Annotated in this window: 13 protein-coding genes and 3 riboswitches; of the genes, 7 read left to right on the top strand and 6 right to left on the bottom strand. The window is 65.9% G+C overall.

Annotation, left to right across the window (positions count from 1 at the left end):
• Positions 1–7: 7 nt before the first annotated feature.
• The gene (locus J2T23_RS19180; RefSeq protein WP_141158401.1) at positions 8–907 is read right to left on the bottom strand and encodes a glycerophosphodiester phosphodiesterase; all 900 of its coding nucleotides are present in this window, start codon (positions 905–907) and stop codon (positions 8–10) included.
• 133 nt (positions 908–1,040) lie between these two features.
• On the opposite strand from J2T23_RS19180, the gene J2T23_RS19175 reads away from it, so the two are divergent.
• Both J2T23_RS19175 and J2T23_RS19170 read left to right on the top strand, forming a co-directional pair.
• Positions 1,041–2,318, top strand: a complete 1,278-nt coding sequence (locus J2T23_RS19175) for a DUF445 domain-containing protein (protein ID WP_371706649.1) — start codon at positions 1,041–1,043, stop codon at positions 2,316–2,318.
• A gap of 159 nt (positions 2,319–2,477) precedes the next feature.
• Positions 2,478–4,022 carry an HNH endonuclease signature motif containing protein gene (locus tag J2T23_RS19170; RefSeq protein WP_307362642.1) on the top strand — a complete coding sequence of 515 codons (1,545 nt, stop codon included), beginning with the start codon at positions 2,478–2,480 and terminating at the stop codon, positions 4,020–4,022.
• 135 nt (positions 4,023–4,157) lie between these two features.
• Here the strand turns inward: J2T23_RS19170 and J2T23_RS19165 are convergent, their stop codons facing one another.
• From J2T23_RS19165 to cycA, 5 genes are all read right to left on the bottom strand, one after another.
• Positions 4,158–4,907 carry a LamB/YcsF family protein gene (locus tag J2T23_RS19165; protein WP_307362639.1) on the bottom strand — a complete coding sequence of 250 codons (750 nt, stop codon included), beginning with the start codon at positions 4,905–4,907 and terminating at the stop codon, positions 4,158–4,160.
• A complete protein-coding gene (locus tag J2T23_RS19160) occupies positions 4,891–5,694 on the bottom strand; it encodes a hypothetical protein (RefSeq protein WP_141158404.1) in 804 nt (267 codons plus the stop codon). Before J2T23_RS19160 ends, J2T23_RS19165 begins: the two co-directional genes overlap by 17 nt.
• A 122-nt stretch (positions 5,695–5,816) precedes the next feature.
• The gene (locus J2T23_RS19155) at positions 5,817–6,653 is read right to left on the bottom strand and encodes a methylenetetrahydrofolate reductase (RefSeq protein ID WP_307362636.1); all 837 of its coding nucleotides are present in this window, start codon (positions 6,651–6,653) and stop codon (positions 5,817–5,819) included.
• 153 nt (positions 6,654–6,806) lie between these two features.
• Positions 6,807–6,906: riboswitch (glycine riboswitch) on the bottom strand.
• 92 nt (positions 6,907–6,998) lie between these two features.
• Positions 6,999–7,904 carry a formyltetrahydrofolate deformylase gene (purU, locus tag J2T23_RS19150; protein WP_307362633.1) on the bottom strand — a complete coding sequence of 302 codons (906 nt, stop codon included), beginning with the start codon at positions 7,902–7,904 and terminating at the stop codon, positions 6,999–7,001.
• 17 nt (positions 7,905–7,921) lie between these two features.
• On the bottom strand, positions 7,922–9,433 hold the full coding sequence (gene cycA / locus J2T23_RS19145; protein WP_141183132.1) for a D-serine/D-alanine/glycine transporter: 1,512 nt from the start codon (positions 9,431–9,433) through the stop codon (positions 7,922–7,924).
• Between the two features lie 153 nt (positions 9,434–9,586).
• Positions 9,587–9,684: riboswitch (glycine riboswitch) on the bottom strand.
• A gap of 313 nt (positions 9,685–9,997) precedes the next feature.
• Positions 9,998–10,097: riboswitch (glycine riboswitch) on the top strand.
• Positions 10,098–10,250: 153 nt separating this feature from the next.
• On the opposite strand from cycA, the gene gcvP reads away from it, so the two are divergent.
• The 5 genes from gcvP to J2T23_RS19120 form a co-directional block, all read left to right on the top strand.
• Positions 10,251–13,103 carry an aminomethyl-transferring glycine dehydrogenase gene (gene gcvP / locus J2T23_RS19140; protein WP_307362630.1) on the top strand — a complete coding sequence of 951 codons (2,853 nt, stop codon included), beginning with the start codon at positions 10,251–10,253 and terminating at the stop codon, positions 13,101–13,103.
• Positions 13,104–13,113: 10 nt separating this feature from the next.
• The gene (gcvT, locus tag J2T23_RS19135; protein WP_307362628.1) at positions 13,114–14,226 is read left to right on the top strand and encodes a glycine cleavage system aminomethyltransferase GcvT; all 1,113 of its coding nucleotides are present in this window, start codon (positions 13,114–13,116) and stop codon (positions 14,224–14,226) included.
• Between the two features lie 46 nt (positions 14,227–14,272).
• Positions 14,273–14,656, top strand: coding sequence for a glycine cleavage system protein GcvH (gene gcvH / locus J2T23_RS19130; RefSeq protein ID WP_141158408.1), 384 nt, complete (start codon positions 14,273–14,275; stop codon positions 14,654–14,656).
• Entirely contained in the window at positions 14,653–15,975 is a 1,323-nt protein-coding gene (glyA, locus tag J2T23_RS19125) for a serine hydroxymethyltransferase (RefSeq protein ID WP_141183129.1), read from the top strand. Before gcvH ends, glyA begins: the two co-directional genes overlap by 4 nt.
• 288 nt (positions 15,976–16,263) lie before the next feature.
• Positions 16,264–16,373 (top strand): serine dehydratase beta chain (locus tag J2T23_RS19120; RefSeq protein ID WP_307362677.1); only part of this gene is annotated, 110 nt, incomplete at its 3' end.

Genomic DNA, 16,373 nt, shown 5'->3' with positions numbered 1-16,373 from the left:
GACCGCGCTACTTTCCCTGCGGTGCGGCCGCGTGGAGCTGTTCCAAGACACGCGCCGGCACGTTTGAGGTGATCTCCTGGATGCCCAATTCCCGGCAGAGCGACACGTCCTCAGGGGAGTCCACGGTCCACACCCTGAAGCGGCGGCCGGAGTCCAGCCAGCGGCGGACTGTCTCAGGGCGTTCCCTGACGTATTCGATGCCGGGGCCGGCCATGCCCACCTCGCAGTCGTCCAGGATCCGTTCGCCCTCCAACTGGGTGGCTTTCATCAGGTTCGCGATGGCCCCGCCGGTAATCGGCCCAACCCCCAGGCCGCCACGGATTTCATGGATGGTGAGGTCGTCCACCAGCTGGCAAATATATTGCGGCGGTACGGAGAGGAGCAGGTGGCGGACTGAATCCGGGCTGAAGCTCATGAAGGTCACGGCCACGTTGTCCACGGTTGAGCTTTGCGGTTCCCAGCCCTCGCTGCGGAGCACCTCCAGGACCCGGTCCTCCAGTTTGAGCTGGTACGGGCTGGGATGCTTGAGCTCGATGGCGAGTTTCATGGGCCGGCCCGCGCCGCGAAGGATGTCCAGCAGTTCCGGAAGGGTCAGGAGCTGTTCGGAGCGTGCCCCGAACGTTTCGGGGATCCGGACGCCTTTCCAGGACGAGAAGTCCAGCTGGCGCAACTCCTCCAGCGTCCGCTCGGCCACCGGACCCGTGCCGTCCGACGTGCGGTCCAGGTTGGCGTCATGGAGCAGGACCACGTGCTGGTCGCGCGTCAGGTGGACGTCGCACTCCACTCCGTCCGCGCCGTCGGCCAGGGCCTGGAGGTAGGCGGCACGGGTGTGTTCGGCATACGTGCCGCTGGAACCGCGGTGGGCAAAGACCAGCGGCCGCTGCGGCACTGACTCGTCAATTGTCATGGACACACGGTAGCCGACCGGCCCCCGCCTTCAGGGCTAGGCTTGGCACATGCAGGTGAACTCTGAGGCAACTACTGGGCCAACCACGCAGGAAGCACCCACCGAACCAGCGCGGGAGCCGCGGCCGGGCACTATGGCGGCAGGCGCCGTCGTAAGCCGCCAGCTTGGTGCCGGTGACGCCGAAAAGGCGGCAGCGCTGCGGAAAATGAAGTTGCTGGCGCTGAGCCTGCTGATCGCCATGGCCGTGATCTTTGTCTTCGCGTTCGCCCTGCAAAAGGAGTATCCGTGGCTGCAGTACGTGCGAGCGGCGGCTGAGGGCGGCATGGTGGGCGCACTGGCCGACTGGTTCGCTGTGACGGCCCTGTTCAAGTACCCCATGGGCATCAAGATTCCGCACACCGCCATCATTCCGCGCCGCAAGGACCAGATCGGCGCCTCCCTGGGCGAGTTCGTGGAGACCAACTTCCTCTCCGAGCAGGTGGTCCAGGACAAGCTGGCCAGCGTCAACATTGCCCGCCGGGCAGGTGTTTGGCTGGCAGCGCCCGGTGGTGCCGACCGGGTGGCCAAGGAAGGTGCCGCGGTGATCCGTGGCGCGTTCAAGGTTTTGAATGACGACGACGTCCAGGCCGTCATTGAGGGCATGGTCCGCAAGCATCTCCTCGCTCCGCCGTGGGGGCCGCCGGTGGGCAGGCTGGCGGAGCGGGTCTTCCACGACGGGCACCACCACACACTGGTGGACCTGCTGGTGGACCGCGCCGCGGACTGGGTGGATGACAACCACGAGACCGTCACCCGCCTGGTGTCCGACCGCTCCCCCACCTGGGTTCCGCAGTTCGTGGACGGCCTGGTGGGCGACAAGGTCTACCTCGAGATCCTCAAGTTCGTGCGCGCGGTACAGGCCGATCCCCGCCACCAGGTGCGCCAGTCGATCGACAAATACCTGAACGACCTCGCCCAGGACCTGCAGCACGATCCGGCGATGATTGCCCGCGCGGAGGACATCAAGGCGCAGGTGTTGGGTGATCCCGAGGTGCGCGAGCTCGCTTCCCGGACCTGGGGCACGGTCAAGAACGCGCTGCTGGGTGCCGTGGATGATCCGGACAGCGAACTCACCATCAAGTTCAAGGCCGCGGTGCGCGACTTTGGGTCACGGCTCGTGGACGATCCCGAACTGGCAGGGAAGGTCAACGCATGGATCGGTGACGCCGCCGGGTACTTGGTGCGCACCTACCGTTCGGACATCGCCGGCGTTATCACGGACACCGTGGCGCGGTGGGATGCCGAGGAAACCTCGCAGAAGATCGAGCTCCAGGTAGGCAAGGACCTGCAGTTCATCCGGATTAACGGCACCGTGGTGGGGTCCCTGGCCGGGCTGGCGATCTTCACGGTGGCGCAACTGATTTTTGGGTAGCCCCTTCGGGATCTTTCGCTGCGCAGATTCCTTTTCGCGCCGCATATTCGGGGTGCGGGGAGGAGCCTGCGCAGCGGGAATGCGTACGACGACGGCGCCCGGTTTTGGTGCTCACTGGCAGCCGGTCAGAATGTCAGTGGGTCGCGCGATGATGTCGGTATGGGAATCAGCACGGACCGGGCAGCGATATCGGAAGGTATTGGCGTCTCTGTTGCTGCCCTGGATGCGCTGGAGCGGGAGGACGCTTCCCTGGCAGCCGGTGCCAGTGTTGGTGCCGGTGTGGATGTGTTGCAGCGGCGGTATGAGCTGTGTCTTGAAGGCTTGGAGGTGATGGCCCGGCTCGAAGCGCAGCTGGCCGCGGTAAAGTCGCGGCGGGCTGCCCGTGCCGTTGAACTGCAGCAAGCGATGACTCCCCCGGACGCGTCCGACACGGACCGTACCTACGCGCAGATGTCGGTGGTGGAGGAGATCGCCGGGGTCCTCACCATCAGCTCCGCGGCCGCCGGGGCGTTCGTGGACCAGTCGCGCAGGATCTGTTCCCTACCGCCCGTCATGAACGCCTTGGCCGCGGGCGTGATGTCGTGGCAGCACGCCCGGATTGTCGCGGACGAAACCGAAGGCCTTGACGCTGTCGGGGCTGCGGCTTTGGTGGCGCATTTCTTCCACCCCGACGCACCCGATCCGGCCCGGGGTGCCGCGCCCGGTGAACTGGTCCCGTCCCGGTTCCGAGCCAAGATCCGTGCCTGGCGGGAACGCCACCACCCCGAATCGATCCAAAAGCGCCATGCGAAAGGGGTGGCTGACCGGCGGATGGAATACACCCCGGACCGGGACGGCATGGCCTGGGTCTCCCTCTACCTTCCCGGCGATACCGCGTGCGCCATCTGGAACCGGACCACCGCCACCGCCCGCGGCCTCCAGGGCCCCAACGAACCCCGCACCCTCACCCAACTCCGCCCCGACATCGCCGCATCCCTGTTGCTGGGGGCTGGAACCGCCACCGACCTTGCTGAAATTCCCACCCCACGGGCCGACGTCCTGGTCACCGTGCCCGTGTTCGCCCTCCTCGGAGTGACCGACGAACCAGCAGTGCTGGATGGTTTCGGCCCGATCCCGGCGTCCATGGCCCGCAAACTCGTCGCCGACGGGGCGGACTCCCTCTACCGGATCCTCGTCGACCCACGCGACGGCGCACCCTTGGAAATAGGCCGCAAAAACTACCGGCTTACCGGGTCCATCAAACGCTGGATCAGGCTGCGCGATGCCCAGTGCACGTTCCCCGGCTGCACCAACAAGACCCCCGACAACGAAACAGACCACCTCCAAGCGTGGGAACACGGCGGCACCACTGGAACCAGTAACTTGGCCGAGCTCTGTCCCAAGCATCATCGGCTCAAACATCACAGCCAATGGACCCCCGGCCCCGCCACGAGCAAGGACCCACCGGGCTGGACCTCACCCACCGGACGCCACTACAAACCCGAAGAACAGGATTCAGAACCAACCCACTGGCCACCGGAAAGCCTGCCACCATGGCTGCAATGGGACGTGCCCCGTGAATGCCAGTGCCTGGAGGCCAGCCTCGAAAACCTCCCGCGGTGGGAACCCGACGACGACGACAGGTACGTGGACCTTGACGACCTGCCGGCCGACGATCCACTCTGGGCCGAACTCCTCGCGACGCCATTAGTGCCGTCGGGATGATGCGAGCCCTGGACAGTACAACGGTCGGTAATCAGTGGGTCCCTGGTCCAACGGTCGGCAGTCCTTGATTACCTACTGCCTGAGCTAGAAGTCGTTGGGTCCTGAATCGCTGGGTGAGAAGCGCAACTCCGCCTTCTAGGCGAAGGCCTCCAGCTCCACGCCTGCGGCCTCAAGACCTGCCCGGATGCGGGCCGCCGCCTCCAAGGCTGCGGGGCTGCCGCCGGGCAGCCGCAGGGAGTCCGGCTGGATCCGGACCACCGAACCGTCAACCGCCACCACTTCGCCTTTTGTTGCCAACCGCACGGCCCGCTCAACGATCGTGTCGACGTCGTTCAACACGGCGTCTTCCCTGGCATGCGGCACCAAAGTACCGTCTGCAAAGTAGGCACGGTCGGCGTAGGCCTCGGTGAAAACAGGGTGGCCGGCCTCCTTGGCCTGCTTCAACAGCTCCGAGCCGGGGAATCCAAGGATGGGCAGCCCCGGATCGTAGGCATTCACGGCCGCCACGAGCGCGGAAGCCTGCTCAGCATCGTGGATCAGCGTGTCATACAGCGCACCGTGTGGTTTCACGTAGTCCACCGAGGCACCCACGGCATGCGCGACGCCGTCGAGGGCGCCCAACTGGTACAGCACGTCGCCAAATAGCTCATCAAAGCTCATGTCCAGCGAACGCCGGCCGAACCCGGCCATATCGCGGTAGCCGAGGTGCGCACCCACGGTGACGTCCAGTTCGTAGGCGGCCCGGCAACTGTCCAGCATGGTGACGGGGTCGCCCGCGTGGAGGCCGCACGCGACGTTGGCGCTGGTGGCCAGCTGGAACATCGCCGGATCGCCTCCCGTGGTCCAGGAACCGAATGATTGGCCTACGTCAGCGTTGAGATCCAAGGATGTTGCCTTCCAGGGTCAGGTTGTCAGGCCCGGCAGCCGCGGTCAGCTCCCCGGGGATGGTGTCCGGCATGGGTCCGAACGCCTCCCGGGCGTTCTTGGCCACTGCACGGCCCATCACGAGGTTACCGGCTCCGCCCACAACCGCCCCTATGCCGAAGGGCAGGGCCCGTCCGAACAGCGCGGTGCCCTGCCGCTTGAGCAGGTTCTTGAGGAAGGCGTTCTGGATCCGCTTCCGGACGCTGCCGAATCCCGGGATCGAGGACCTGGACAGCACGTTTCCCCAGACGTCCGCGGGCTTTGCTCCGCCGGCCGCCTGTCCGCTCAGGGTTCCCAGCAGGGCGGTTCCTTCCTCGCCCAGCATGATGGCCATGACCATGGTGCCGGCTTTCTCCGGGTTGGTGAGGCGAATGCCGTGGAGCTCGGCCAGCGACGTCGCATAGAGGGCTGTCGCCTCCAGGAAGCCAACCGTCGCGGCCGCAGACAGTCCCAGCGACGCGACGGTACCCACACCCGGGACGACGGCGGTGGCGCCCACCAAGGCACCTCCGCCGGCCACCGCCCTAAGGTAGTCACGCTCCGCGATGTCTGCGAGCTGCGCTGCGGTAGCCCGCGGATGCTTCTTCTGGAGCCGGCGGATATAGGCCACCACCAAGGGCCGCTGGACCTGCACTGCCTTCAGGAGCATGTTGTGGACGCCGGGCTTGGGCTTGCCCTCGGCATCGAACATTGCGTTATGGGCGGTTTCCTGTGCGATTCGTACTGCGGGATTGCTGCGCCTGGCCATGGTCACCTTCATTCAAATCGACCTGCAGCGGGTGGGCTGCCGTGCTTATCCATCCTATGTGGACAAACACTAAGCATGCTGAACTTTCCGGCCGGCACTTGGTTCTTCCCCGCCGCTCGTCCCTAGCTGCCGGTGCCCGCCAGGTTGTTGAACGTGTACAGGTGCACCCCCTCCACCACCCCGCCGCCCTCCAGCTCCGCAAGGATCGCCTGCGGTGAGTAGAGGCCGCCCTTGAGCAGGCGGCGGCCAAGCGGGCCCCTGCGATTCAGGAGTTTGAGGGACGGGCCCACACCGATTTTCAGTGCGGCACGAATGAGCTGCGCCCGTGGAACGGTGCCGGCAACTCCGGCCCAGACAGGGAGCCGCACCCCTTCCCGGCGGAGCATTTCTGCGTACCACTGGATGCGGGAGGCCGAGAAGCACAGCTGCGTCACCACGGATGAGGCCAGATGCTGCTTTTCCAGCAACGCATCAAGCATATGCAGTTCGCTGTGGCCGGGATGGCCTTCCGGGTAGCCCGCCACACCGGCCCGGATGGTGCCGCCGGACAGCTCGGCGAGGTCCTCCAGCAGCGGAAGGCTGCTGTCATAGGGCCCGGCGGGCTCCCATGCGTCACCGCCGACGGCGAATACTTCGGTGATCCCGGCATCGTGGCAGTTCCGGACCACACCGGCCAGCTGCCCACGGCTTTCGATGCTCCGTGCGGCCAGGTGCGGGACAACCTCGAAGCCGAGGTAGGCAAGCTCGATGGCTGTCCGGATGGTCGGCCCCACACCTTGGCGCGGCAGGCAGGTCACCGTCAGGGCCGTGCCGGCGGGAGCGTGTGCCTGGAAGAGGGCGGCAACGTCCTCGGTGGGATTGACCTGCATCCGGACGGGCAGCGCTGCCCCGGAACCGGAGGCCTGTCCTGCCGCGGGGATCGATGCGGCGGCTGGTGCCATGAGGGATTGAATCGTCATGAGGAACTCCAGGATTGGCCGGCCACGGGTGGCTCGGCATGGATCGGGTCCCTCCCCGCTCTGTATTGGACCTGAGAGATTCCGCAAACCCAGCCAGGGCCTGCTTGCACCGTCGGTGAGTACTGCCGGAGCAGCACTGCTTTCCAGAGTCGCCTCGCCGTGACGGTACATGGGCCTGAGAGATTCCTGGGGAGGATTTGCTCCTACGGCGCCTGCCCGGTGATGGCCGGGAGAACTCTCCCGCCACAGCTCGAAAGGCTGTATTCAAATGTGGTGCCACGGCGGCCGGCGCCTGCCCCTCCGCCTGGGAGGAGTGCAGCGCCGGCCGCGTGGATGGGCCTGCAACTAGCGGAGGATGACCGTCCGGTTGCCGGAGAGGACTATCCGCCCTTCAGCGTGCCAGCGGACGGCATTCGTGAGCGCCTTGCATTCGGCGTCGCGGCCAACCGTGACCAGGTCTGAAGCGGAATACGTGTGGTCCACCTCGATGACCTGCTGCGAAATGATGGGCCCCTCGTCCAGCTCCGAGTTCACGTAGTGGGCAGTGGCGCCCACCGTCTTGACACCGCGTGCGTACGCCTGGTGGTACGGCTTTGCGCCCTTGAAGCTGGGCAGGAACGAGTGGTGGATGTTGATGGCCTTGCCGCTGAGGCGCGTAGTGGCTTCATCGCTGAGCACCTGCATGTAGCGGGCCAGCACCACCAGTTCCACTGCGTACTGGTCCACCAGTTCCAGCAGGCGCCCCTCAGCTTCCGCCTTGGTATCGGGCGTGACCGGGATGTGGTGGAACGGGACACCGTGCCACGCGGCAAGGGGTTCCAGGTCCGGGTGGTTGGACACCACGGCGGCAATCCGGACGGGCAACTCACCGCTGCGGGCGCGGAACAGGAGGTCGTTGAGGCAGTGGTCGTATTTGGACACCATGACCAGGATGGGCTGCTTGCGGCCGTGGCGTTCGAGGCGCCAGTCCATCTGCCACTCCCGGGCCACCTGCTCGAAACCGGTCCGGAGGTGGTCGAGTTCCAGCTCTACCTGGGCGGTGACGTGGATCCGCATGAAGAACCTGCCGCTCGCGCGGTCCCCGAACTGCTTGATGTCCACGATGTAGCATTCCTGCTCGAGCAGGTAGGCCGCCACCGCCTGGACGATGCCGAGCGCATCCGGGCAATGGAATGTCAGGACGAATTCCTTGCCCGTTTCCGGAGCCACGGCCTGGCGCTGCCCGGCCGCGGCCGTGCTGCCCTGCGACATGCGGGCTTCCGTGCCGATCACCGCTTGACCCGCTCTTCCCCCGCTTCTGCGGCGGCAACCTGACGGGCGGCCTGGCCGGATGCGGCGTCGGTGAAGTCCTGGTCTGCCTGCAGTTCAGCCTGGAACGCGGCGAATCGGGCCTGGTGTGCGGGCCGGCGGCGGAGGACGAACCATGCGGCGCCCAGCAGGATGAACCAGACCGGCGTGACCAGCAGGGCCAGCAGGGTGTCCGGCTGGGTGGTGAGGGTCCAGATCACGAAAGCGAAGAAGGCGAAGACCACCCAGACCATGGCAACACCGCCGGGCATCTTGAACTTCGATGCTTCATGCAGGTGCGGCCGGCGGCGGCGGAAGGCGATGTAGCTGGCCAGGATGATCGACCAGACAAAGACGAAGCAGACAGCTGAGACGGTGGTAACCATGTCGAAGGCCTTGCCCACGTCCTGGCCGGCATACATGAGGACGACGCCGGACAGCAGCAGCACGCAGGAGAGGAACAGTGCGTTCTGGGGCACCTTCCGCCGGGACAGTTTGCCAAAGACGTCGGGAGCGTCGCCTTCCTGGGCAAGGCCGAAGACCATGCGGGAGGTCGAGTAGATGCCGGAGTTCGCGGAGGACATCGCGGAGCTAAGCACCACGAGGTTGACGATGGTGGCTGCGGCGCCCAGGCCTGCCAGGGAGAACATGGCGATGAAGGGGCTGTGGCCGGCCCTGAACTCGGTCCAGGGGGTGACTGCCATCAGGATGATGAGGGCGCCTACGTAGAAGAGGAGCACGCGGATGGGGATGGAGTTGATGGCCTTGGGCAGGTTCCGCTCCGGGTTCTTGGCCTCGGCGGCGGTGGTGCCCACCAGTTCGATTCCCACGAAGGCGAAGACGGCGATCTGGAAGCCCGCCACGAAGCCCATGAACTCGTTCGGGAAGAATCCGCCGTGGCTCCACAGGTTGGTGAAGGTGGCAGGACCGGCGTCGGACTGGAAACCGGTGAAGATCATGAACAGGCCAACGATGATCAGCGCAGCAATGGCAATGATCTTGATGAGCGCGAACCAGAACTCCGTCTCGCCAAAGGCCTTGACGGTGGTGAGGTTCAGCAGGAGAAGGATGGCTACGGTGGCCAGGCCGGGGATCCACAGGGGCACCCCGGGCCACAGTTCCCGGGAGTAGCCGGCGATGGCGATGACATCGGCGATGCCGGTGATGACCCAGCAGAACCAGTAGGTCCAGCCCGTAAAGAAGCCGGCCCACGGGCCCAGCAGGTCTGCGGCGAAATCGCTGAAGGACTTGTAGTTGAGGTTGCTGAGCAGCAGTTCACCCATGGCACGCATGACGAAGAACAGCATGAAACCGATGATCATGTATACGAAGATCACCGAGGGGCCGGCTGCCGAGATGGTCTTGCCGGAACCCATGAACAGGCCAGTGCCGATTGCGCCGCCGATGGCGATCAGTTGGATGTGGCGGTTGCTGAGCTGCCGCTCCAGGTGCGGGGCTCCGCCGCCGGGGGACGTCGGGGAATGGGTCGTCATTGAGGAACTCCATCGTTCGAGCGGCACCCGGGGTGTCGCAAAGATTGGATTTCCTCCCCGCTCTGTCTTGGACCTGAGAGTTTCCACTCGCCGGGATGGCGTGCTTGCACCGTCGGTGAGCCAGGACAGGGCCTGGCTGCTTTCCAGAGTTGCCTCACCGCGGCGGTACGTGGGCCTGAGAGTTTCCTGGGGAGGGTTTGCTCCTACGGCGCCTGCTGAACGTACCGGCAGGGCTCTCCCGCCGCAGGTCAAAAGCGTTGATTGGTAAATCAGTGTTCAGTTATCGGAGTGCATCCGCTGCGGGCTTTCCAGCCGCACGGCGCATTTTTTGGGCCTCCGGAAATCACAGCCGGCGACGGAGCGCCCAGCGTTCTTTGGGCCAGTTCCGCTGCCCGGCCGGATCACGGGGTTCAGTGTGGTGTCCGTCACGAACAAAAGTCAAGCCCGGCATTACGACGCCGCCGTAATGCTGCCGCCGGCGCGCTTCATGACGGACCGACTTGCACCCCCGCGCCGCCATCCTGTAACTTGTGAGCCGAATCACCCACATTTCAATAAGCCTTTCGAGCTGTGGCGGGAGAGTTCTCCCGGCCATCACCGGGCAGGCGCCGTAGGAGCAAATCCTCCCCAGGAATCTCTCAGGCCCATGTACCGTCACGGCGAGGCGACTCTGGAAAGCAGTGCTGCTCCGGCAGTACTCACCGACGGTGCAAGCAGGCCCTGGCTGGGTTTGCGGAATCTCTCAGGTCCAATACAGAGCGGGGAGGGACCCGATCCATGCCGAGCCACCCGTGGCCGGCCAATCCTGGAGTTCCTCATGACGATTCAATCCCAACCGTCTGTCTTTGCGGACCGGCACATCGGTGCACGCCGCCAGGCTGACGTGGACACCATGCTCAAGGCCGTTGGCTACGACAGCGTTGACGGCCTGGTGGACATCGCCGTCCCCAATTCGATCCGCCAGTCCAAGCCGCTCGCGCTCAAGGGCGCCCTCAGCGAGGTTGAGGTGCTTGCGGAACTGCGCCGGCTGGCCGCCAAGAACAAGACCGCTGTCCAGATGATCGGCCAGGGCTACTACGACACCATCACGCCTGCGGTGATCCGCCGGAACGTGCTGGAAGCCCCTGCCTGGTACACCGCCTACACGCCCTACCAGCCCGAAATTTCCCAGGGCCGGCTCGAGGCACTCCTGAACTTCCAGACCATGGTCCAGGACCTGGTAGGGCTGCCCATCGCCAACGCCTCCCTGCTGGACGAAGCCACCGCCGTGGCCGAGGCCGTGCTGATGATGCGCCGCGCCAACAAAAACAAGGACACCCGCGACGGCAGGACCGTCCTGGACGCCGACGTCCTGCCCCAGACCATCGCCATCGTCAAGGGCCGCGCCGAGGCGCTCGGCTTCGAGGTTGAGGTTGCCGACCTGTCCAAGGGCCTGCCTGAAGGTGCGATCAACGGGATCGTGCTCCAGCAGCCCGGCGCCTCAGGCCGCGTCTTCAACCACGCAGGCGTGATCGCCGAGGCGAAGGAACGCGGTGCACTGGTTACCGTCGCCGCCGACCTGCTGGCCCTGACCCTGATCACGCCTCCGGGCGAGCAGGGCGCCGACATCGCCGTCGGCTCCACCCAGCGTTTCGGGGTGCCGCTGTTCTTCGGCGGGCCGCACGCCGCCTACATGGCCGTGGCCAAGGGCCTGGAGCGTTCCATGCCCGGCCGCCTGGTGGGCGTGTCCAAGGACGACGCCGGCCTCCCGGCCTACCGCCTGGCGCTGCAGACGCGCGAGCAGCACATCCGCCGCGAGAAGGCCACCTCCAACATCTGCACCGCGCAGGCCCTGCTGGCCATCGTGTCCTCCTTCTACGCCGTCTACCACGGCCCGGACGGACTGAAGGCCATCGCCGAGCGCGTCCACAACAACGCCCGCGCCCTGGCCACCACCCTCAAGGTCGCAGGCCGGGAACTGGCCACTGAGACGTTCTTCGACACAGTCACGGTCTCCGTTCCCGGCAAGGCCGCCAAGGTCATCACCGCTGCTGAAGCACGCGGGATCAACCTGCGGCATATTGATGCCGACACCATCGGCGTGTCCACGGATGAAACCACGACGCCGGAAATCCTGTCCGCGATCGCCGTCGCCTTCGGTGCCGGCCCCGTGGTGGACGCCGAGGGCTTCGAACTGCCCGCAGAGGTGCTCCGCACCTCCGAGTACATGCAGCACCCGGTGTTCAACACCCACCGGTCCGAGACCCAGCTGCTGCGCTACATCCGCAAGCTCTCTGACCGGGACCTCGCGCTGGACCGCACCATGATCCCGCTGGGCTCGTGCACCATGAAGCTGAACGCCACCGCCGAGATGGAAGCCATCTCCTGGCCGGAGTTCGCCTCCATCCACCCCTTCGCCCCGGACTCCCAGACCGAAGGCTGGCGTGAACTGATCCGTGGCCTGGAAGCCGACTTGGCGGAAATCACCGGCTACGACCAGGTGTCCCTCCAGCCCAACGCCGGGTCCCAGGGCGAGCTCGCCGGCCTGCTGGCCATCCGCGGCTACCACCGCGCGAACGGCGACACCCAGCGCAACGTCTGCCTGATCCCGGCCTCGGCCCACGGCACCAACGCCGCCTCCGCCGTCCTGGCCGGCATGAAGGTCGTCGTCGTTGCCACGGCCGCGGATGGAACGATTGACCACGAGGACCTGTACGCAAAGATCGAGGCGAACAAAGACGTCCTCTCGGCGATCATGATCACCTACCCGTCCACCCACGGCGTCTACGATGCGGACGTGACCGAGATCTGCGAGGCCGTCCATGCTGCCGGCGGCCAGGTCTACGTTGACGGCGCCAACCTGAACGCCCTGGTGGGCCTGGCCCAGCCGGGCAAGTTCGGCGGGGATGTGTCCCACCTGAACCTGCACAAGACCTTCTGCATCCCGCACGGCGGCGGCGGACCCGGCGTCGGGCCGGTCGCGGCGAAGGCCCACCTGGCACCGTTCATGCCCGGCGACGCGAACAAGGCAGCGCATGAAGAAGGCCACGGCGTGGCCATCAGCGCCTCGAACTTCGGCTCCGCCGGAGTCCTCCCGATCTCCTGGGCCTACGTGAAGCTCATGGGCGGGGAAGGCCTGACCGAGGCCACCAAGGCAGCCCTGCTCGCTGCGAACTACGTCGCCGTGCGCCTGAACGACTACTTCCCGGTCCTCTACACCGGCGAAGGTGGCCTCGTGGCGCACGAATGCATCCTGGACCTGCGCGAACTCACGGCCAGGACCGGTGTCACCGCGGAGGATGTGGCCAAGCGCCTCATCGACTACGGTTTCCACGCCCCCACCCTGGCGTTCCCGGTGGCCGGCACGCTGATGGTGGAGCCCACCGAGTCCGAGGACCTGGCCGAGATCGACCGCTTCATCGAGGCCATGATCACCATCCGCAAGGAAATTGACCAGGTGGCCAACGGCGACTTCTCTGTCCAGGACTCCCCGCTGCGCAACGCACCCCACACCGCGTCCGCCGTCGTGAACTCCGAATGGACCCGGCAGTACAGCCGCGAACAGGCTGTCTTCCCCGTCCACCACCTCAAGCAGGACAAGTACTTCCCGCCGGTAGGCCGGATCGACGGCGCCGGTGGAGACCGGAACCTGATCTGCTCCTGCCCGCCGCTGTCCGAGTTCGAAAACTAAGGATCCCCCAATGACTGAGAACTACACGGCTCTCTACGAAGAGCACAAGAAGCTGGGCGCTTCCTTCACCGACTTCGGCGGCTGGCAGATGCCGCTCAAGTACAGCTCCGAACTGGCCGAGCACCACGCCGTCCGCAAAGCTGCGGGCCTGTTCGATCTCTCCCACATGGGCGAAGTCTGGGTCACCGGCCCCGAAGCCGGCGCCTTCCTGGATTACGCCCTGGTGGGCAAGTTGTCCGCCATCGCGGATGGCAAGGCCAAGTACTCGCTGATCTGCAACGAGGACGGCGGCATCATCGACGACCTCATCACTTACCGTTTCGGCGACGAAAAATACCTGGTGGTCCCCAACGCCGGCAACGCCCCCACCGTGGCGGCAGCCCTCGCCGAACGGGCAGTTAACTTCGACGTCAAGGTGGAGGACGCGTCGTCGGCCACCTCCCTCGTCGCAGTCCAGGGACCCAACGCCGAGGCCATCCTGCTCAAGCTCACGGATGAATCCCAGCACGCCCTGGTCACCGGCCTGAAGTACTACGCGTTCAACGAGCTCACCATCGCCGGCCACAATGTCATCCTGGCCCGCACCGGATACACCGGCGAGGACGGCTTCGAACTGTTCATTCCGAACGCCGACGCCGCGAACCTGTGGGCCAAGGTGGCCGAAGCCGGCGAAGAGTTCGGCATCATTCCCTGCGGCCTCGCATCGCGCGACTCACTCCGCCTCGAGGCCGGCATGCCGCTGTACGGCAATGAGCTGTCCCTGGAGCGTTCACCGTTCGACGCCGGCCTTGGCCCCGTCGTTGCGCTCAAGTCCAAGGAAGGCGACTTCGTGGGACGGGCCGCACTCGAGGCAGCCAAGGAGTCCGGCTCCAAGCGCAAGCTCGTCGGCCTGAAGGGCCTCGGCCGGCGCGCGGGCCGTGGTGGCTACCCGGTCCTCAAGGACGGCAACGTGGTGGGCGAGGTGACCTCCGGCCAGCCCAGCCCCACCCTGGGCTACCCTGTAGCACTGGCCTACGTCGACGTCGAGCACGCCGGGCTGGGCACCGCACTGGACGTGGACCTGCGCGGCAAGGCCGAGCCCTTCGAGGTTGTCGCCCTGCCGTTCTACAAGCGCCAAAAGTAGCTTCGCGCTTCCCCACTCTTGAACCCCAAACTTAAGGAAAAACACCATGGCTAAAGTTGCCGCCGAACTGAAGTATTCCGCCGAGCACGAATGGATCGCCGCTGACGGCTCCGGCCCGTCCGTGGTTGGCGTGTCCGCTGTCGCCGCCGAAGCACTGGGCGACATCGTCTACGTGGACCTGCCCGAGGTTGGCTCCACCGTGACGGCCGGCGAGACCTGTGGCGAGATCGAGTCCACCAAGTCCGTCTCGGACCTGTACTCCCCCGTCACGGGCGAGGTCACGGAAGTCAACGACGACGTCGTCAGCGACCCTGCCGTGATCAACAACGATCCGTACGGCGCCGGCTGGCTCTTCAAGGTCACCGTCACCGAAGAGGGCCCGCTGCTGTCCGCAGAGGAATACGCCGAAGCGAACGGCGGCGAACTGTGAGTGCCCCCGCTGACACCGCAGTGTTCGAGCAGGTAGTCTCCCCGAGCCTCAACGCGGACCTGTCCGCGTTGGACCCCGAAATCGCCGCCAAGATCGACGACGAATTGGGCCGCCAGCGTGAGGGCCTGGAAATGATCGCCTCGGAGAACCACACCGCCGTAGCCGTGATGCAGGCGCAGGGCTCCGTCCTGACCAACAAGTACGCCGAAGGCTACCCGGGCAAGCGCTACTACGGTGGCTGCGAGCACGTGGACGTCACCGAGCAGCTCGCCATCGACCGGGTCAAGGCGCTCTTCGGTGCCGGGTTCGCCAACGTGCAGCCGCACTCCGGCGCCCAGGCCAACGCCTCGGTGATGCACGCGCTGATCAAGCCCGGCGACACCATCATGGGCCTGAACCTGGCCCACGGCGGCCACCTGACCCACGGCATGCGGATCAACTTTTCCGGCAAGCTCTACAACGTGGTCCCGTACCAGGTCCGCGAAGACACCCACACGATCGACATGGCAGAAGTGGAACGGCTGGCGCTGGAAACGAAGCCGCAGCTCATCGTTGCCGGCTGGTCGGCCTACGCCCGCCAGCTGGACTTCGCGGAGTTCCGCCGCATCGCCGACCTTGTGGGCGCCTACCTCATGGTGGACATGGCGCACTTCGCCGGCCTCGTGGCAGCCGGACTGCACCCCAGCCCGGTGCCGCACGCCCACGTAGTAACGTCCACCACGCACAAGACCCTCGCCGGTCCGCGCGGCGGCATCATCCTCTCCAACGACGCCGACATCGCCAAGAAGATCAACTCGGCTGTCTTCCCCGGCCAGCAGGGCGGCCCGCTGGAGCACGTCATTGCCGGCAAGGCCGTGGCATTCAAGATCGCAGCGTCCCCCGAGTTCAAGGAGAGGCAGGAACGCGTCCTGCTCGGCGCATCCATCCTCGCCGAGCGCCTGGTCCAGCCGGACGTCACGGCAAAGGGCATCAGCGTGGTGTCCGGCGGGACGGACGTGCACCTGGTCCTGGTGGACCTGCGCAACTGCGAACTCGACGGCCAGCAGGCGGAAGACCGCCTCGCCGCGATCGACATCACGGTCAACCGCAACGCGGTCCCGTTTGATCCGCGTCCGCCGATGGTGACATCGGGCCTGCGCATCGGCACCCCCGCCCTGGCCACCCGTGGCTTCGGTGAGGCTGCCTTCCGCGAGGTAGCCGACATCATCGCCGAGGCCTTGATTGCCGACGCCGACGCGGACCTTTCGGGGCTCCGTCACCGCGTCGAAGCACTCGCAGCAGCCCACCCGCTCTACCCGGGCGTGGCACCCCTGTCCTAAGGGATCGTGATCGCTAACGGGCCCGGCGGACCGGACATTTTCACGCCTGCTGCTCCTTCGTCGCTTTGACGCAGGCTTTCGAAAAGTCCGGCTCCGCCGTCCCCTCGTGGGCATGTCGCCTTGGTGACAGACCCTCGGAGTGGGCGGGGCATCCGGCAGCGTGCGTCTAAGGGAGCGTCACGTCCGCTTAGCGGGCGTCTTCGCGACCGAGCACGCAGAGGATGTCCTGCCCGCTCCACCCCAGCCCGGCCACACCAACCGAACCACAGTTTCAGTAAGGATTTAGTTATGGCAGTCGGAGTCTTTGATCTTTTTTCGATCGGGATTGGCCCGTCGTCTTCGCATACTGTGGGGCCGATGCGGGCTGCTGCTGTGTTCGCTGAGGAGTTGAAGGCCTC

It is taken from the genome of Pseudarthrobacter niigatensis, assembly GCF_030812615.1.
GTDB lineage: Bacteria > Actinomycetota > Actinomycetes > Actinomycetales > Micrococcaceae > Arthrobacter > Arthrobacter niigatensis.
This window is presented reverse-complemented; position numbering and strand designations above follow the sequence as displayed.